Source organism: Wenzhouxiangella sp. XN79A, assembly GCF_012272825.1.
Classification (GTDB): Bacteria; Pseudomonadota; Gammaproteobacteria; order Xanthomonadales; family Wenzhouxiangellaceae.
The window spans coordinates 1-18,939 of the sequence record NZ_JAAWWS010000142.1 but is presented as its reverse complement, the minus strand read 5'-3'; the positions used below and the strand labels follow the sequence as shown (position 1 = coordinate 18,939).

Below are 18,939 nucleotides of genomic sequence, written 5' to 3'. Positions count from 1 at the left end.
GAGGCCACTCGATCATGAATCGTTTCACTTATGCGCTGCTTGCGGCGCTGCTGCTGACAGGATGCTCCGGAATGCCCGAAAACATGCCCGATCCCGAGAACATTACCTCGCTCGATCGCTGTCCGTCGAGCCCCAACTGCGTGTCCAGCGCGGACGATCCCGGCGATTCCCACTACATCGCCCCGATCCGCATCCAGGGCGATCCCGGCGCCGCCTGGCAGGCGCTGCAGGACATGCTCGACGAGGACCGGAGTTTCGAGATCGTCGCTTCGAACGAGCGCTACATCCGCGCCGTGGCGACCACGAAGATCCTGCGCTTCAAGGACGACGTCGAGTTCCTGCTCGACCGCGCGGCCGGCACCATCGGAATGCGCTCGGCTTCGCGCATCGGCTATTCCGACCTCGGCAAGAACCGCAGCCGGATGGAAGACCTTCGTGCGAGGATGATCGAGGCCGGTGTCGCCGCCAGCCCCTGATTCACGAACCCCGGTTCACGAATCCTGATGCAGGGCTGCTGATGCACGAGCCCGGCTGAATCGGCCGGATCTCCACACTCGACGACGCGAGGCGCTCACCGATGGCCGGAAGCCTGGTTCTCCTCCTCGACGACATCGCCACCGTCCTCGACGACGTGTCGGTGATGACCAAGGTCGCGGCCAGGAAGACCGCCGGCGTGCTGGGCGACGACCTGGCGTTGAACGCCGAGCAGGTCTCCGGGGTCCGAGCCAGCCGCGAGCTGCCGGTGGTCTGGGCCGTGGCCAAGGGCTCGGCGCTGAACAAGTTGATCATCGTGCCGGCCGCACTGCTGATCAGCGCCTTCGCGCCGTGGGCGGTCACCGTGCTGCTGATGATTGGCGGCGCGTTCCTCTGCTACGAAGGCGCCCACAAGCTGGCCCACAGGTTCCTGCACCGGGAACAGGCCGAGGCCGACAAGGCGAAGATCAAGGCCGCGCTGAAGGACCCGAACGTCGATTTCAAGGCGCTGGAGAAGGACAAGATCACCGGCGCGATCCGCACCGACTTCATCCTGTCGGCCGAGATCATCGTGATCTCGCTCGGCACCGTGGCCGACGAGCCGTTCGCCACCCGGCTGGGCGTGCTGATCGCGATCGCCGTGCTGGTCACGGTCGGGGTCTACGGGCTGGTCGCCGGCATCGTCAAGCTCGACGACGCCGGGCGGGCCCTGTCCGGCCGGGCAAGCGTCGTCGCGCAGAAGCTCGGCCACGCCCTGCTGACCCTGGCGCCGTGGCTGATGCGGTTCCTGTCGATCGCCGGAACGGCCGCGATGTTCCTCGTCGGCGGCGGCATCGTCTCCCACGGCATCCCGGCCCTGCACCACATCAACGACGCCCTGGTCGGCGGCCTGGCCCAGCCCTGGGCCGCCCTGACCGGCATGGCCTGGACGGCGGTGGTCGGGATCGTGCTCGGGGCGATTCTTGTCGCGGTCATGGGCCTGGGGAAGAAGCTCTTCGGCCCGCCCGACGTCGAGGCTCATTGACCTCCTGAACGCCCTGCATCGACCCGGCAGCCGCCGGAAACCCGCCGCCGAAGGTCGTAGCCGAGGGCTGTTGGACCGTCCGGTCCGTTCAAGCCTGCTCCGGGCGCACGACAGCCCTGTACATCGACGAACCCGGGAAGGCACCATGCGCGTTCACGTTCCCCGGGGGCACTGCGACCGATCGGCAGCCGGGCGTGCCGCGGCGAGTCCGCCTCGACCGTCGGGCGGCCATGGTGGAACCTCGATAGTGAAACGCGGATCATGGGGCTCGGGAAGAACGATCATCGGGCCCGGAAGTGGGATTGCCCGCACTCGAAAAGGGAGAACGAGTGCGGGCGCCACGTGCTTCGATCGAGGTGGGGAGGGAGGCCCCGGTGTCGATGCGACTCGACCAGAGGCCCGGCCGAGCGCGCGTGGTTGGATGCCCCTTCGGACAGCCGACCCCATTGTGCCGACCGCTCTCGCGCCGGTCGGTTCGCTACCCCACAGAGGCCCGGTATCGCATCGCATCATGCACGACCGCCTTGGCCATCGTCACTATGTGGTCTTCCGCACAGACGTCACGACCCTGGAACATCGAGACTGACTGTGTATCGGAAGATCGATCGATCGCGGTTTTCGTGCCGCTTCGACAAGGGTGCCTGTCGCTGCCCAGTCCTACGCCGAGGAGAGAAGAAGATGCCTTTGGAACGCACACCGGACAGCATGCTGGGTGACGTGCTCAAGATCATTCTGGCCGTCATCCTGCCGCCGCTGGGCGTATTTCTCGAGGTGGGCCTCGGCAAGCACTTCTGGATCAATATCGTCCTGACCCTGCTCGGATTCATCCCGGGCATCATCCATGCCGTATACGTGATCGCTTCGCGTTAGCCGTGATGGATCCTGGTCGTCCGGATGCGTCGATCCGCGAGACCCTGGTCAGGCTTCAGCGGCTCTCGGACTTGATGGACAGGGCGTTCCCGATACCCGGAACGAACATCCGATTCGGCTTCGATTCGATCATCGGGTTGATTCCCGTGGCTGGAGACACCGTATCGGCGGCGATCTCGGGCTACATCTACACGTTCGCCAGAAAGGCCGGCGTCCCTCGGCGCAAACGGATGAAGATGGTGTGGAACATTTTCGTCGACTGGCTCATCGGCCTGGTACCACTGGTCGGCGACATGTTCGACATCGGGTTCAAGGCAAACACGAGGAATGTCCGGATCATCATGACGCACTTCGAGCGCCGGATGAACTCCGAGGCTGCCGACGCTGATCCTGCTCGAGCGACCTGAAGCGGCATTGCCCATCCGGCGGTTCTGGATGACGACCCTTCCGGCCGGCAACCGGGCGACCCGACCCGCTTGCGCGCTGCAGCGTCGAAACCCGGCGACGCCGGCTCGGCGGCCGGAAATTCCAGGAGCCCCAGGCCATGTTCGAATTCGACCTCCCCCTCATCGTCGATCTGATTCTCCGGGCGTTTCTCGTGATGATCACGATCGTGCTGGCTTCGCGGATCTTCGGACTACGATCGTTCTCGAAGATGTCCAGCTTCGACTTCTCGGTGACCGTTGCGATCGGCTCGGTGCTGGCGACCGCCGTGACCATGCGTGACCAGTCCGTCTGGGTACCGATCACTGCCGTCCTGGCGCTGTTCGTGTGGCAGATGACCATATCGCCACTTCGCCGACGCATCGGGATGATCCAGCGCGCGATCGACAACAGGCCGCTTCTCGTCGTGGAGGATGGCAAGGTCCTGAACGACAATCTGGCTCGTGGCGGAATGACCCGCGCAGACCTCTGGTCCAGGCTGCGTGCCGCGAATGTCGCGCAACTGGAAGAAGTGAAGATCGCGGTGCTCGAAACCACCGGTGACGTCACGGTCATCCACGGCTCCCATGCCGTCAGCCCCGAGCTCCTCGAGGGCGTGCAACGCTAGTGGGCCATGCGGATCGTTCGGTAACGCTCGGAGCCGCTGTGCCGGTGCGAATCAAGGCGCGTTCCGCAGGGAATGGCCGCGCCCTTGCCAGGAAACGCAACGCCGAGTCGCGCCGGCAGAGTGGCTCCCGAAGGGCCGCCGCGCTTGTGCAGCGGCTGAGTGGTACCGAACGATCCGCATGGCCCACTGGTGCAGCCCGCCACTCATTGTGTGACGTATAGGGTGCGCCCGAATCGACAGGGCAAGGCGCGGCCCGCGGTGAATGGCCAGCTCTTTACAAGCGACGCAAGGCCGCAATGTCGGTTCAGGCGCGCTTCTTGAAGGGCGAGGCGGATTGTGACGACAAGTGCGCTCGCTGCAAGGCAGGATGGGCTGGCCGGGACTGCGTCGTGCCTTTCCAACAGCCCTGACGCCGCGGATGAGCGCGCTTGTGGTCACAATCCGACTCGCTGGGCGTTAGGGAACCTCTGAACAAGTCTGCGCGGAGCGCCGATCGTTGAACAAGTCGGTCGGAGAAGCCGCCGATCGTGCGTGCCGTGGCGAGTGACAGTCGCCGTCGCGACAATCGAGTCAGGTCGCCTGCGAGATGCGGCGTTCCCGGCGCTGGCCATGACAATCGCCAGTCGGGACGGGCCTTCGCGGGCCACCCGGCGCCGCTGGTCTTGACCAGCGGACTCGCTCGTCGAAGCCACGCCGGCTGATCCCGCCGATCGTTAGGACAAGCGCTCCGTCGCGCCCGTGCAGACTTGTTCAGAGGTTCCCTGGAGGAGTAACGACGGGTCGACACGAGTGTCCCCGTCGTTCAGCGGCGCCAGCAACCGTCGCTCCACGCGCGCGGCGCCCGTCCGTTCGGCCGGCCGGGCCGGCGACCGGCCACCCCGGATTCATGAGGTGCGGAAATCGGTTGATCGGAGTTCGCGGAAATTCCCGTTATCTCTCCTGAACCCAGCCACCATGGAACACAGATCATGAACCGCATCACCCGAACCCTGCTGGCCGCCGGCCTGCTTGCGCTGATGGCCGACGCCGCGAACGCACTGAACTTCCAGGTCAACACCGTGCAGGACCTGCCGGAAGTCAACCCCGGCGACGGTTTCTGCCAGCCCGAGGGCGCCATCCTCGGTTTCTGCACCCTGCGCGCGGCAATCATGGAGGCCAACGCTTCGCCGGGCAACCACGTCATCACCCTGCCGGCCAGCAACCTCCAGTTCATTCTCAGCCGCGACGGTGCGCTGAGCGAGGACGGGGCGCTGACCGGCGACCTGGACATCCACGGCCACATCACCATCCGCAGCAACGGCGGACAGCGCCCGACCGTCTCCGGCGGGTTCATCGATCGCGTCTTCGACGTCCATCCGGGCGCCACGCTGATCATCGAAAACGTCGATGTCGGCGGCGGAATCAGCACGCGCGGCGGCGCAATTCGCGTTCGCGCCACCAGCGAAGCGATCGGCATCCTGGCGATCGAGAACGCCTGGATTTCACTGAACATCGCCGAGGAAGGCGGCGCCATCCACAACGGCGGCGCCATGATCCTGAACCGGGTCGAACTGTTCAACAATGCCCTCACCGACGACGAACTCGGGGTATTCGCCCGGGGCGCGGCGATCTTCAATTCCGGCGAGGCCTACATCAACAATTCGACCCTGCGCACCAACGGTGTCATTCCTGGCGGCGGCGCCGACCTGGTGCCCGACCCGCACGTGATCTTCAACGTGCGGAATGTCGTGACCGAGGGGCCGCACAGACTGGTGATTTCCAACTCCACGATCTACGACAACACCAACGGCATCTTCTCCGACGGCGTGGCGACCGCGTTGAAGCACGTAACCATGACCAACAACGGCGCCGAGGGACTGGTCCTGTCGCCCAACATGGTGCCGCTCGAGCCGCACTTCGCGATCGAACACAGCGTGATCCATGGCCATGGAAAGGACTGCAACGACTTTCCGATCGGCGATCCGGTCTACGACGTCAACGGCAACTTCAACGCCAGCTCCGATACCTCGTGCGGCTTCGGCGGCCTCGATGGCTTCGAGAACATCACCGATCCGTTCGCCGACGACCCGGTGCACTTCGACGGCGCCACGACGGTACTGATGCCCCATTTCGACAGCGTCCTGATCGACCCGGTCGGCGGGGACTGCGCGGAGCTGCCGACCGACCAGCGCGGCATGGCCCGCCCCGTCGACGGCAACGACGACGGCCTGTCCATCTGCGACATCGGCGCCGTGGAGTACGACCCGTTCGTGGACCCGAACGGCGTGTTCAGCGACAGCTTCGAGAATTCCTGAGCGGATGTTGCCCGCTGCGCGAGCCGGTTGCAGATCCAACGCTCGCAACCAGGCAGAGCGGGGCCGCCGACAGCCGGCGGCCCCTGGCCTGGAAGCGCGACTCGAAGCGCACGCCCAGCGTCGATCGCCGGGCAGTTCAGAACGATGGAGAAGCGCCGAGCGCATCGGGAACTCGAGCGTCTGATGGGCGCTGCATCAGCCCCTGCCCCGCAGCGCTGCTCGAACGAACCAGAGCGTCGAAATCGACTGGACTGCATTCGCCTTTCGAGCCCACCGCTGCCCGGCGCACCCGAGGACGCTCCGGACGACGCTGCGCGGAGCGCGTTTCAACCGGAAACGCCGCGGCCGGTGGGGCGCTTGTCATGACAAGCGCTCCGTCGCGCCCATGCAGCGTCGTTCAGAGCATCTCTACGGGGATGAGGGTTCTTCGAAGCCATCGGCAAACAGCAGGAAGTCGAACAGGTAGACCGTGCCGGATCGCTCGAAATAATCGCTGTCTTCCGCCGCACCGATGAACACCGTTCGCGCATCGATATCCAGGCCGCCTTCACTGCCCAGCCGGTCGTCGGCCACGTTGTCCGGCGGCGCGCTCTTCGACACCTGTACCCAGCCGCCGGCAGCGACCACGAATCGATAGATCGCGCCGCTGTCCGGTCCATTGATATCGGCCGCAGGTGCACCGATCACGATGTCTTCGCCGTCGAGGGCAACCGAGCGGCCGAACTGCTCACCGGCATCGGCAACGGAGAACGTGGCGACGCGTTGCCAGTCGCCGGGCGCCCTGCGCTCGAACAGGTACGCCACTCCTCGCAATGCGTCGAAGAATGGAGCACCGATCAGCACTCGCTCCCCGTGCAGGACCGCCGCGACACCCAAGCCGTCGGGCACGGTGGCCGGTGCGGTGAGGGTTTGCTCGAGGACCCATTCCTCGATCCCACCGCCTCTCGGGAACGTCTCTTCTCGACGGAACAGCTGCGGGCCCACCAGCGCAAGATCGCCATCGAGATCGATATCGACCGGGTCGCTGACGGGGGCAGTGGCAAAGCTGTGGAGCTCGAACCAGATGCCGAGGCCGCTGCGCTCGAAGACATAGGCACGAGGTGGATTGCGCCGATCCGTGACGAGCAAGCGCTCTCCGTCCACGGCCACCCGACTGCCGAAGAACGCGCCCGCCGTCGCATCGGACGCAACCACGATGCCTGCCGGCGTCCAGTCGCTGGGCGTACCGGGCTGTCGCTGGAAGACATGAACGGCGCCGGCATCGCTCGACGCATCCACCGTTGCCTCCGGCGCCCCGACCACCGCAAGGTCGCCGTGGATCGCCACGCTTCTGCCAAAGGCCCGGTTGCGATCGGAAGGGGCGAGTTGACTGGATTCACTCCAGGTATCGTCCTGCCGCTCGAGGATGAACGCCATTTCAATCCCCGGCGCCCCGACCACCGCAAACCCGTCATCCACCGCCAGGGCACGGCCGAACTCACCGCTCTTGTTGCCACCCTCCTGCTTGAGCTTTCGCCAGCGGATCGGCGGTGGTGCGTCGCCCGTGTATACCCTGCCGAAGAACTCGTTCTCGTTCGCGGACGGCGCTTCCCGAATCTGCAGCCGCGAGAACGGAACGGGCGACCAGATACCGATGAAGCCGGGCGCGCTTTGCGGCGCATCGAATGCAATGAGCGCGACCTCCTCTCCCGACGCGGTCAGGGCCCTGACCAGAAACTCCGACGGCGCTCCACCCGGATCGGCGAATTCGATACCCAGGGCATGGACTGGCCGCGAAGGCTGGGGTGTGATGCCTCTGGTGATGGGGGGTTCGATGCTGCGCACATCGAGGTTCTCGTTGCCGTTGAGCGCAATCTCGATGTCGTTGTCGCCCGGAAAATCGACCCCCCAGTCGGCAAAGTTGAGGGAGGACGGCGCCAAGGCCTTGAACTCGATACTGCCGCTGACGAAAGGTTCGGGGGGGCTGCTCTTGTCGGGCAGGTCGGCCGAGGCGAGCGTCGCACCGGTCTCGGCCAGGAACCTGTCGCGATCGGTGAAATGGAACGCGCCTTCAGCGATCGGATTCGGACGGGTGCCGCCGCGTTCGAACGCGTCGGGCCAATTCGTCTCGGCCGCAGTCCCACTTCCGGCTGCCGGCAGCAAGCAGAGAAGCCCGATCAGCAACAGCCTCATTTCGTGTGGCCCGTCACATTTTGCGACGAGTATAGATCAACCGCGCGCGACGGCGATTTCACGGATCACGAGAGCTCGCGCCCGACCGCCAGTCAAGGCCCCGTCGGCAACCGGACGGAGACGCTGCGTGGCCCTGGTTCATGAAGCTCTCTTCGTGACTGTTCCGATTCTCCCATGCCGATTCTCCCGGGAGATCGAGCGCAGCGTGACCGGACATGTGGGCGTCCGGGATTCAGTTCTTCCGCTGGATACCTTCGTCGTGCGGGATTCGTCGCTCCAGCGTCATCCAGATCGCCACAGTCGCAAAGCGGTTCGATCCGCGATCGGTGACGCTGCCACGATTCCTTCGGCCTGCGCGAGCCTTCGACCAGTTTGTTAGGCTGGGGTCGAACTCGCAGTACGAAGGAGATCGATCATGAAGGCTTTTCGATTCAGCAACGGCGACACGATGCCGGCCATCGGCCTCGGCACCTGGAAGTCCGAGCCGGGCAACGTCGGCCGAGCGGTGGAAACCGCCCTGGAGGCCGGCTACCGGCACATCGACTGCGCCGCGATCTACCGCAACGAAGCCGAAGTCGGCGAAGCGCTGCAGCGTATCTTCACGCGCGGCGAGATCCAGCGCGAAGACGTCCACATCACCTCCAAGCTCTGGAACAACGCGCATCGACCCGAAGACGTGATTCCGGCGCTGCAGAAGACGCTGTCGGACCTGCAGCTGGACTACCTGGACCTGTACCTGATCCACTGGCCGGTGGCGTTCCGCTCCGGGCTGGAGGGCTTTCCGGAAGACGAATCCGATTTCCTGACGCCCGAACAGGCGCCGGTGGCCGAAACCTGGGGCGCGATGCTCGAGGCCCGCAGCACCGGAATGATCCGACACGCCGGCGTGTCGAACTTCAGCACGAAAAAGCTCGATGAACTCGCCGGCGCAAATGACGAGCGCCCGGAAATGAACCAGGTCGAACTGCACCCCTACCTGCAGCAGCCCGCCCTGCTCGACTACTGCCGGAAACACGACATCCTCGTCACTGCGTATTCACCGCTGGGAAGCCGCGACCGCAGCGACGAAATGAAACGGGACGACGAACCCTCGCTGTTCGACGATCCCACCATCCAGGACATCGCCGCCGCTCACGACGTGCATCCGGCCCAGGTCCTGATCGCCTGGGCGCTGCACCGCGACACGGCCGTGATCCCGAAGTCCACGGACCCGGACCACATCCGCAGCAACCTCGAAAGCGCGGACCTGGACCTCGATGAGGCCGAACTCGACCGCATCGAGTCGCTGGACCGCCACTACCGCTTCATCCCGACCGACGCCTTCCGGACCGAAAGCGGTCTGTACGCCAACGTCTTCGACGACTGAGCGCTGATCAATCGAGGTAAACGGTGGCGGCCGTACCGACACTCGGATGCGTTGGTACGCGCGCCGCCGTCAGGAGAACATTGCGTCACCAGCGGCGGCCGTAGCAGCTTGGGGAACCATCGAGCCGCCAGAAGACCAACGGCTCCCGCACGGCGAGCAGAACGGCAAATCATCGATTGCATGAGGCCCGACAAATGGATGTCCGGGTTCAGGGCGACCGGGTGTCCGGGTCCCTGCGCGCCGGGAAAGCCTGTCGAGTCCGCGCGTCCAGCCGCCGTGGCCACCGGCAGGTGATTCGCTTGGAAATGGCGCAGAATTCGGCTGGATTCCGATTCATGGGGAAGAGCGCCTGTTCGCGGACGTTGCCATGCCCCCTCTGAAGTCCGGCCGGGGCCGCACCGAGATCCGGGCGCGCCCATCCCCCCAGAGCCGGTGACCCTCGATGAACCTGCAAGTCCAGACATTCCGAACCGCCGCCCCCGTCGCAGCGCTGCTCGCCATTGCCGGTACCGCCGACGGTGCCGTGCTCACTGCCGGCCCGGGCGGCACCTATCCGACGGTGCAAGCGGCGCTGAATGCCGCGGTCGCACTGCCCGGTGACGACGAGGTCCGGGTGCGCGAGGGCGTGTACCCCGAGAATCTCTCCATCGACCTCGGCGGGCTCGGCGACCTGATCGAGCTCAGCGGCGGCTGGAACTCCAGCTTCACGACCGCGAGCGGCGCGCGCAACACCGTGATCGATGGCGGCGGGCTGGGCAGGGTCTTCGAGATCCTGACCCGGGGTGCCGACCGCTTGGTCGTACACGGCATGCAGTTCGTCAACGGCGAAGCCGAGTTCAGGGTGGGCGTGACCATCGACGCGCAGGATGGCAGTTCGGTGGCGCTGTACAACCTGACCATCCGCGACAACGTCGCGATCGCCGATCGGGCCTCGGACGCCGGGTTGTACGCAAGCCTCTCGGGCAGCGCGGACCTGCAGGTCCTGGACTGCGACCTGCTGTCCAACACGGTGACGTCGACCGGCACGGTGGACGCCCGCGGCGGCGGGCTGTCCGTCCAGCTCAGCAACACCTCGACCGTTTCGATCGTCGGAAACCGCATCCGCAACAACGTGGTCTCGATCGGCCCGGGCGGTTTCGGGCTGGGCGGCGGTGCCGACATCGTCCAGTTCGACCCCACCACCACCGTCCTGCTGACCGACAATGAATTCCGGGAGAACCGGATCACCGCCAGCGACGCGTTCGGCACCGGTCTGCTGCTGGGCGGCGGCAACTGGATGTTGCGACGAAACCTGTTCGCCAACAATATCGACGACGACGCGACCGCCTTCGGCGCTCAGGCCAGCCTGAGCGCCTACGGCGTGAGCGGAGCCGGGATCGTCAGCGACACGCTGGTCGTCAACGGCAACGCCCGCGGCCTCCAGCTCAACGCAGGCGACGACTCGATCCTGCGCGCCAACAACTTGACCATCGTCGGACATCCCAGCGAGCGAGGGCTGCTGGCCAACATCAACGGCACCGGCCAGCTGTCGGTCTACAACTCCATTTCGGTCAACAACGGAACCAACGCCCAGCTCGGTGCGGGCGTCACCGAAGGCAGCAACCTGTTCGTCGACGACCCCGACCTGTTCATCGACCCCCTCGTCGGCGACTACCGCCTGGCCACCGGCGCGGCCGCGATCGATGCCGGCGACGACCTGCCGCCGGGAGGCCTCGGACCGCTGGACTTCGCCGGGGAGGCCCGCATCTTCGGACCCGCCGTCGACATCGGCGCCTACGAAGCCAACGACGTGATGTTCAGGGACGGGTTCGAAGTCTGAGCGTACGTCACTCCGCCGCTTCTTCGAACAGAACCCGACCCCGGCGCCCGACGGCATTCGTTCGAGACTCAGTGACGGCTCCCGTCACCCGGGCCTGCTGCGAACGAACCGGGCCGCTGATCAACCGTCTTTTTTCAGGTGGGTGTCGAGCAGCCGCCCGGGGCACCCAGCGACCGTCTACCGCACCCGGGCATCACGACCAGCAAAAGAAAAGCCCCGCAAGGCGCGGGGCTCTTCGGCGAGTGCGGGCGGGGCCGTCAGCCGGCCGTCTGTCGCCGGCGAAGCGCGGCCAGCGCCACGCCAAGCAACATCGCCATCAGCAGCCACAGCGCCCAGGCCCCCAGGGTCGGGATCGGCGGCACGGGATCCGGCTGAATCCCCGCAGCGACGACTACGGTGGTCTCCCCGACCGCGTTGATGGCCGTGACCGTTACGGTGTAGGCCGTCGACGGGTTCAGGAAGTCGATGGTGCACGAGTAGGCCGTGACACCGGGTACCTCGCCCGGCAGCGCATCGACCTCGCAGGTCGGGTTGGCTTCCGCCCGGTAGCCCAGGATCGGCGAGCCGCCATCGGTGGCCGGAGCGACCCAGCTGACGGTCAGACTGCCCGCCCCGGGCTCGACCTGCCCCATCAGCGGTGCACCCGGCCCGCCCACGGGGGTGACCGCGCTGCTCGGCGCCGACGGCGGGCTGTCGCCTTCCGCGTTGGTGGCCACGACCGTGAAGGTGTAGCTCGTGCCGTTGGTCAGTCCGGTGACGGTGCAGGTGGTCGCGCCGGCCGTCGAGCAGGTCTGGCCACCGGGACTGGACGTCGCGGTATAGCCGGTGATCGGCGAACCGCCGTCGTCGGCCGGGGCCGTCCAGGAAACGCTCGCCTCGGCGTCGCCGGCCGTCGCGGTCACGCCGGTCGGCGCGGTCGGGACACCGGTCGGCGTCACGGCGTTGCTCGGCGCCGACGGCGGGCTGTCGCCTTCGGCGTTCGTGGCCACGACCGTGAAGGTGTAGCTCGTGCCGTTGGTCAGGCCGGTGACGGTGCAGGTGGTCGCGCCGGTCGTCGAGCAGGTCTGGCCGCCGGGACTGGACGTCGCGGTGTAGCCGGTGATCGGCGAACCGCCGTCGTCGGCCGGGGCCGTCCAGGAAACGCTCGCCTCGGCGTTGCCGGCCGTCGCGGTCACGCCGGTCGGCGCGGTCGGGACACCGGCCGGCGTCACGGCGTTGCTCGGCGCCGACGGCGGGCTGTCGCCTTCGGCGTTCGTGGCCACGACCGTGAAGGTATAGCTCGTGCCGTTGGTCAGGCCGGTGACGGTGCAGGTGGTCGCGCCGGTCGTCGAGCAGGTCTGGCCGCCGGGGCTCGAGGTCACCGTGTAGCCGGTGATCGGCGACCCGCCGTCGTCGGCCGGGGCCGTCCAGGAAACGCTGGCCTCGGCGTTGCCGGCCGTCGCGACGGGATTCAGCGGCGCCGTGGGCGGCGCTGCACCGCCCGGAGCCGTGATTTCAGCCACCCAACCCGGCTCGGTCACGGAACCGTCTGATTGGAACACGAAGGTCAGGCAGCCGGACGGATCGGTCGAGGTGTAGACCTGCGAGGCCTCGATCAGATCGCAACTCGGGGTGATCGTTCCACCCCAGCCCGGCCCCTGGCCACTATTTTCCTCCCCGCAGCCCAGCGCCAGCGGCGGCGCCGTGGCGTCCTGGCCGTCATAGATGCGCAACTGGTCCCAGCAGCCGGTACAGATGGAGGTGTTCGTTCCATCGCCGGCGGCAGCTTCGATATTGACGGAGGTGAACTCGACGCTGACCGCGCCCGGAGCGTCCGGGCAGATGGTCAGCGTTCCCAGCTCAGCGCTGCCATAGGAACCGCTGGGTCCCCCCGAATCGTAGTAGAGCTCCGAGCCACCGACCGTGATCGAACTGGTGCCGGACGCCGGATGAATGACTTGAGCCTGTGTCGCCATGCTGAGCATCGCCAGACCGAATACCAGGCCGGTGCGTCGGAGGACTCCAGCGAGCCTCCCCCTCGTTGCATCGTGCATCGTTCGTTCTCCGTGTGGGTCGGAAAAATATACCTGCCGGCTTCTCGGATTTCCAGTCACCCGTCCCTCCCGGTCGGTCCCGTGGCCACAGCCACGGGAAGAACGGCCCGCGCCGGTGTTCTCCTGCCCGGAGGTCTCCGCCGAATCCGGTCAAGGCTTCCCGGCCGCGTCGGATCGGGTCGGCTCGGACAGCAGCCCGAGCGACTGGAACCGGCGACGCAGCCAGGCCTCGTCCTCGCTCTCGTGGACCAGCGTCCGCAGCGGTTGACCGGCGGCGGCGGCGAGTGCCGCGACCCGCCCCTGCCCGTTGAACAGCGTATCGGGAATCCATGCCGCGATCGGATCGCCGAAGGCCGTCTCGGCCGGCACGAAGGCCCAGCCGCCGTCCTTCAGCGCAGCGATCAGGTCATCGAGACAGAGCGCGGCGAGATCGTTCTCGTGCAGCAGCAGCACGTGCTGCGGCGAGCGCCCCAGGGTCTCGCGCGCGATGCGGTCGTAGAACTCGATGCCGTCGATCAGGATCGACGTATAGGCCGAACACCACGCCGCCTCGTCGATCGCGCGACCGGAGCGAACCGCCTCGGCCAACAGCGCGTTCATGAACCAGTCGTAGTTGTCGACCGTGACATGGCCGTTGCGCAAGCCCCGCTCGGCCAGCCCGGCGCGCACCGCATCGCGCCTGGCCACGGTCCGGCCTTCGTCGAGGTACGGATATCGGAAGTACGGCGCGACGCCATCGAAGGTCGCGAGAACCTCCGATGCTCGGTCGACGTCCGCCAGATAGTCGTCGACACCGGTTTTCCACAACCATGGATGGCTGTGCGAATGATTGGCGAGACGGTGCCCCGCCTCGACGTAGGAGACCAGGCGCGCTCGTCCGTCCGCTTCCCGTTCCAGATTGGCTGTGGTGACGAAGAACAGCGCGCCCTCGACGGCGCCGGCGTCGAGATGATCCACGATGCGCTGCGTCCGGACAACCCCGGAGAACAAAGGCCCCGCGCCCCGGGGCGCGTCGTCGAATGTCAGGGCGATCCGGCGCTGTTGATCGGCTGCCGCCGGCCCCGACGCACAGAGAACCAGCATCGGCACCAGGAGCACCGCAAGCGAACAGAGTCGCGCCGAGCGGAAAGCGGAGGGGAACGATGGCATCACTCCTGTCCCGGTCGACGATGGCTGACGCGTCGTCCGCGCGTGTCCCCGCTGATCGTGCCCGACTGCGTCATCCGAACCCGAACATCACCGCCAGCACCAGCACCACCGCACCGGCCGCGTAGAGCTTGATGATCAGCGGCAGGCAGAAGCGGAACCAACTGGCGTAGGAAATCCCGGCGACGCCGAGGATGCCCATCAGGATCGCGTTGGTCGGGATGATCATGTTGGTGAAGCCGTCGCCCATCTGGTAGGCCAGCACGGCGACCTGGCGCGGTACATCCAGCAGGTCGGACAGCGGGGTCATCAGCGGCATGGTGACGTAGGCCTGGCCGGAGCCGGACGGGATGAACAGGTTCAGCACCGCCTGGATCAGCATCATGCCGACGGCGGCCAGCTCCGAGCCGACCAACGACAGCGGCAGCGACAGGTAATGCACGATCGTGTGCAGGATCTGGCCGTCTTCCATGATCAGCGCGATGCCCCGGGCGATGCCGACCAGGATGGCGGTTTCGGTCAGGTCCTTCGCGCCCTCGATGAACTTCTCCGAGGCCGCGCTCGGGCCGAGCCGCCCGATCACCGCGGTCACCAGCCCCAGCACAACGAAGCAGGCACCCAGCTCGTTCAGGTACCAGCCGCGCGTGGCGATGCCCCAGACTCCGACGCCGAGGGCCGCGAAGAACGCCAGCACGATCGCCACGTGGCGGCCGTCGAGCGGCGGATAACTGGCCGGCGGCTCGGCGTCGGCGACCGTGGCGCCCGCCACGAGGCTGACCGAGGGGTCGCGGCGCACGCGCTCGGCATAGCGCCAGACGTGGTGCACCGCGATCAGCACGAACGGCACCAGCAGCGCCAGCCGCAGCCACCAGCCGGAATAGGTCGGCAGCTCGGCGATCTCCTGCGCCACGACCACCGTGTACTGGTTGAACGCCGCCAGCCCGTAGCCGACCCCGTAGCCGGCGACCACCATCCCGACCGCCGTCATCGCGTCCATCTTCATCGCTCGGCACAGCGCGACCAGGATCAGCACGAAGGGAATGTACTCCCCCGACGACCCGACTGCGCTCGACGCCAACGAGAACACGAAGATCACCGCGAAGATCAGGCTCCGCGGCCGATCCCGGAACCGCTCCAGCAACCGCCCCAGCAGCGCGTCGATCGTGCCCGTCGCCCGGATCATCGCCAGCACCCCGCCGATGATGAACAGGAAGAAGATGATCGGCCCGGCATCGACGAAGGCCCGCGGAATCGCCGTGAACAGCGCCAGCGGCGACAACACCTCCCGCTCGGCCACCACCTCGTAGGACCCGGGCATGACCCGCCCGGTCTCGGGATTTTCCGCAAAGAACCCCTGCGGCACCAGCCAGGTGGCGACCAGCGCCGCCATCATCAGGAAGAACAGCAGGGCCAGCGTGTGGGGAATGCGGAGCGTCGGGGACTGCGTCATGAATTCAGGAGTTCCTGGTGACCGTCGCCGATTCTACCCGCGCACGCAGGTCCCGCTCCGGCTGATTCCGGGTCGGGCTCAGAACCAATAGGCAAGACCGATCAATAAGAGCATGTTCAGCACGACCGTGGTCCAGAACACGGCCTGAAAATCGCCTTTCCGCGTCTTGTGGCGAAACCGACGCTGCGCAATCAGCGCGCCAGGCCAACCGCCGAACAAGGCAAGAAGATGCAGGGTCGCCTCGGAGGTGCGCCAAGCGCCTCGTTGTGACGCGCCCTTGTCCAGCCCATAGGCAATGAAGGTCACCAACGACATCAGCACGACGACAAGTGGAACGGCGATCTGCAGCGCACCTTCGGCAACCGCTGCGAACAGCACGGCGCCGAACACGAGCAGCAGGCAGAGATCCAACGGCGAAATCCTCGCCGACCTCGAGCCCTTCGTTTTTCTAGGCGGCCGACCGACATAGCGCACGCCATGAGCCTGCCATCGCCCCTTGGAATCACGCTCCAAGGAGTAAGTGACCAGATCATCCTTCGAGGGCCGCCGGGATCCGGAAGCCAACGCCGAAATGTGTAGAAATGCCCGTGGGCCGTCGCTGTGCGGCTTGACGAACCCGAACCCCCGGGCATCATCCCATTCGACCACTTTTCCTTGCTCACGCATTGCCCTTGCACCGTCTGCCGAACGCCGATCGACTCGCATCGTATCAGCGTGGGCGCGTCCGGATTTCGTAGCCGCGTTCTACGTTTCATTCCCAAGCGGTCATCGGCGGTTACTCTATCCCCATGAACGCATGGATTCGCGCCATCGTCCTCATCTGCCTCGCCACCCTGGGCACAGGCTGTGGGGTGCGCACGACCTACAACAACCTCGATTGGCTGGCCATTCGCTGGCTGAACGACCAGGTCGATCTCAGCGCCGAACAGGAGCGCATGGCCCGCGATGCCATCAAGCGCAAGCTGGCCTGGCATTGCGAAAGCGAATTACCGGACTACATCGCACTGATCGAACGCATCGACCGGGACGTCGCAACCGGCCAGATCACCGTGGACGCTCTCGACGGGTACGGCCAGGAAATGACGGTCTTCGGCCGACGCCTGCTGGATCGCGCGCAACCCACCGTACTGGAATTGCTGGCCAGCATGGACGACGATCAGGTCGGCACCCTCATCGCGGACATCGACGAACGAAACGAAGAACTGGCCACAGAACACGATGAAGCGACGCCCGAAGAACGACGCAAACAACTCGTCAAGCGCATGGACGCGACCCTCCGCCGAGGGTTCGGCCGCCTGAACCATGCACAGAAGTCGCGCCTGGATCAGTGGGCACGCGAACGTCAGACCACGGCCACCTTCGAGCGCCAGCGTCGCGAAACTCGGGACCAGCAGTTCATCGAAGCCCTGGCCGTGCGCAGGAATCCCGTTGAATTCGAACAACGCATGAAGACCCTGTTCGAGCCTGCGCAGCCCGATTCACGCCCGGAATCCGACCCCGCCCAACAAGCCAGAGCCCACAACCGCACCAACATGCTGAACACGCTGGTCGACATTTATGAACTTGCCGACGACCGCCAGATCAAACGCCTGCGCAACCGGCTCGACGATCTAGCGGATGATTTTCGGGGGGTGAGTTGTCGGGCTCAGCGTCGCGCCACTAGCTGAATCAATGGCAGCAAGCATCTGTTCTGCTTCAGATCAGAAAATATGCAAGAAACAAGACCTGATACTCCTCTAGCGCCAGCCTCCTTGCCACCGTAGCGGACTCCGCTACAGTGGCGAGGCTGACCAAGCACGAGGAGGCTGGCCATGACACTGTACTGCGGGATTGACTTGCATTCAAACAATCAGATGGTTGTAGTGATCGACGATCGCGACAGACGACTGCTGGAGCGTCGCGTGCCGAACGATCTCGATGCGACATTGAACGCGCTTGCGCCTTTCAAGGCGGATCTGCTGGCGGTAGCGGTGGAGTCGACCTACAACTGGTACTGGCTGGTCGACGGATTGAGCGACCATGGATACTCAACGCAACTGGTGAACACGGCAAAGGTCGAGCAGTACTCGGGCTTGAAGTACTCCGACGATCAGCATGACGCATTCTGGCTGGCACACCTGATGCGACTCGGCATTCTACCGACCGGTTATATCTGCCCACGGGAGATCCGCGAGGTTCGGGACCTGTTGCGCAAGCGGCTCGGCCTGGTGCGTGAGCGCGCCCGCAACTTGACTTCGGTCCAGAACATTCTGGCTCGGGAGTTGGGACACCGGGTTCCGACGTCAAAGGTACGCGGCGTTCTGGATGCTGACGAACGGTTCCGGCCGGCAGTGCGCACATCAATTGCGGCCAACTTGGCGGTGATCGAGACGCTGGACACGGTGATTGCCGGCATCCAGACGCAAGTGCTGGGCGCGATCCAGCCCACGCAACGCTACCAACAACTCAAGACGCTGTGCGGCGTCGGCGATGTGCTGGCGCCGACGATTGCGCTGGAGACCGGTGAAATCGAGCGATTCAAGTCAGTGGGCAACTACAGCTCGTACTGCCGGGTCGTCGAAAGCCGGCGCGAGAGCAACGAGCGCAAGAAAGGCGCAGGCAACAAGAAGTGCGGCAACCGCTATCTGGCCTGGGCGTTCTCCGAGGCCGCCCACTTCGCGGTGCGCTATAACGACCGGGCGCGGCGGTTCTTCGACCGCAAGGCAGCCCGGCGCAACCGAATGGTGGCGATCCGGGCAGTCGCGCACAAGCTGGCGCGGGCGGCCTACTTTGTCCAGCGCGACCGGGTTCCGTTCGACGCAGCCCGATTGTTTGGTTAACGATCATGGCGCGGAGCCCGACCGAGGGGTTGGTTCAAGCCATAGACCCTGATTGGACCGCGCCATGATCGACCCAAGGAAATGACCGATTTTCAACAACGCGCCCGGCGTTCGAGCCAGTCACGGGTTGGCGACGAAAGTCAGCCACAGATTCTGAACTGGACCCAAATGGACGGACTGCCGGTACCGAGCTGTTTCTGGGGCATCACAGATGCCAGGGGCCGATCAAAACCGTTGTCACGACAACCGATCCGGCCTTGATCTCGATGGGTGACTGGAGCGCGTTTCTCAAAGCGCATCCGAACCACTGAAAAGCAGGGCGCGCGGCTGTTGGAAACCGGTCAGATGAAACCGGAACGGGCGGAAAAATCGCCACAGGCGACCACTGCCTATTGACAGGGCTGGGGCTAATGGGTGACCC

The 18,939-nt window shown here is 65.7% G+C and carries 15 protein-coding genes; 10 read left to right on the top strand and 5 right to left on the bottom strand.

Features of this window, described 5'->3' with window-relative positions:
• The first annotated feature begins 14 nt into the window (after positions 1–14).
• From HFP89_RS06160 to HFP89_RS06135, 6 genes are all read left to right on the top strand, one after another.
• Positions 15–476: a DUF1499 domain-containing protein gene (locus HFP89_RS06160; protein WP_168716864.1), complete on the top strand. Its 462-nt coding sequence runs from the start codon at positions 15–17 to the stop codon at positions 474–476.
• Between the two features lie 101 nt (positions 477–577).
• A complete protein-coding gene (locus HFP89_RS06155; RefSeq protein ID WP_168716771.1) occupies positions 578–1,498 on the top strand; it encodes a DUF808 domain-containing protein in 921 nt (306 codons plus the stop codon).
• A gap of 705 nt (positions 1,499–2,203) precedes the next feature.
• Positions 2,204–2,368 (top strand): YqaE/Pmp3 family membrane protein, encoded by a 165-nt coding sequence (locus tag HFP89_RS06150; protein WP_168716863.1) that lies wholly within the window; start codon positions 2,204–2,206, stop codon positions 2,366–2,368.
• A 5-nt stretch (positions 2,369–2,373) separates the two neighbouring features.
• On the top strand, positions 2,374–2,775 hold the full coding sequence (locus HFP89_RS06145) for a DUF4112 domain-containing protein (RefSeq protein ID WP_168716770.1): 402 nt from the start codon (positions 2,374–2,376) through the stop codon (positions 2,773–2,775).
• A gap of 137 nt (positions 2,776–2,912) precedes the next feature.
• Entirely contained in the window at positions 2,913–3,419 is a 507-nt protein-coding gene (locus HFP89_RS06140) for a YetF domain-containing protein (protein ID WP_168716769.1), read from the top strand.
• Positions 3,420–4,387: 968 nt separating this feature from the next.
• Positions 4,388–5,713: a choice-of-anchor Q domain-containing protein gene (locus HFP89_RS06135; protein ID WP_168716768.1), complete on the top strand. Its 1,326-nt coding sequence runs from the start codon at positions 4,388–4,390 to the stop codon at positions 5,711–5,713.
• A gap of 408 nt (positions 5,714–6,121) precedes the next feature.
• Here the strand turns inward: HFP89_RS06135 and HFP89_RS06130 are convergent, their stop codons facing one another.
• The gene (locus HFP89_RS06130) at positions 6,122–7,885 is read right to left on the bottom strand and encodes a hypothetical protein (protein WP_168716767.1); all 1,764 of its coding nucleotides are present in this window, start codon (positions 7,883–7,885) and stop codon (positions 6,122–6,124) included.
• 415 nt (positions 7,886–8,300) lie between these two features.
• On the opposite strand from HFP89_RS06130, the gene HFP89_RS06125 reads away from it, so the two are divergent.
• Together HFP89_RS06125 and HFP89_RS06120 are read left to right on the top strand one after the other, a co-directional pair.
• A complete protein-coding gene (locus HFP89_RS06125) occupies positions 8,301–9,251 on the top strand; it encodes an aldo/keto reductase (protein ID WP_168716766.1) in 951 nt (316 codons plus the stop codon).
• 442 nt (positions 9,252–9,693) lie between these two features.
• On the top strand, positions 9,694–11,070 hold the full coding sequence (locus tag HFP89_RS06120) for a choice-of-anchor Q domain-containing protein (protein ID WP_168716765.1): 1,377 nt from the start codon (positions 9,694–9,696) through the stop codon (positions 11,068–11,070).
• A gap of 257 nt (positions 11,071–11,327) precedes the next feature.
• Here the strand turns inward: HFP89_RS06120 and HFP89_RS06115 are convergent, their stop codons facing one another.
• The 4 genes from HFP89_RS06115 to HFP89_RS06100 all read right to left on the bottom strand — a co-directional run bounded on the left by HFP89_RS06115 (position 11,328) and on the right by HFP89_RS06100 (position 16,365).
• On the bottom strand, positions 11,328–13,025 hold the full coding sequence (locus HFP89_RS06115) for an IPTL-CTERM sorting domain-containing protein (RefSeq protein ID WP_168716764.1): 1,698 nt from the start codon (positions 13,023–13,025) through the stop codon (positions 11,328–11,330).
• A 228-nt stretch (positions 13,026–13,253) separates the two neighbouring features.
• Positions 13,254–14,186 carry a polysaccharide deacetylase family protein gene (locus HFP89_RS06110; RefSeq protein ID WP_240956143.1) on the bottom strand — a complete coding sequence of 311 codons (933 nt, stop codon included), beginning with the start codon at positions 14,184–14,186 and terminating at the stop codon, positions 13,254–13,256.
• Between the two features lie 136 nt (positions 14,187–14,322).
• Positions 14,323–15,699 carry a TIGR00366 family protein gene (locus HFP89_RS06105; RefSeq protein WP_168716762.1) on the bottom strand — a complete coding sequence of 459 codons (1,377 nt, stop codon included), beginning with the start codon at positions 15,697–15,699 and terminating at the stop codon, positions 14,323–14,325.
• A gap of 78 nt (positions 15,700–15,777) precedes the next feature.
• Complete coding sequence (locus HFP89_RS06100; RefSeq protein ID WP_168716761.1) at positions 15,778–16,365, bottom strand: cold shock and DUF1294 domain-containing protein; 588 nt, start codon at positions 16,363–16,365, stop codon at positions 15,778–15,780.
• Positions 16,366–16,487: 122 nt separating this feature from the next.
• On the opposite strand from HFP89_RS06100, the gene HFP89_RS06095 reads away from it, so the two are divergent.
• Together HFP89_RS06095 and HFP89_RS06090 are read left to right on the top strand one after the other, a co-directional pair.
• Positions 16,488–17,366 (top strand): DUF6279 family lipoprotein, encoded by an 879-nt coding sequence (locus HFP89_RS06095; protein WP_168716760.1) that lies wholly within the window; start codon positions 16,488–16,490, stop codon positions 17,364–17,366.
• Between the two features lie 144 nt (positions 17,367–17,510).
• Positions 17,511–18,518: an IS110 family transposase gene (locus HFP89_RS06090; RefSeq protein ID WP_168716753.1), complete on the top strand. Its 1,008-nt coding sequence runs from the start codon at positions 17,511–17,513 to the stop codon at positions 18,516–18,518.
• Positions 18,519–18,939: the final 421 nt, after the last annotated feature.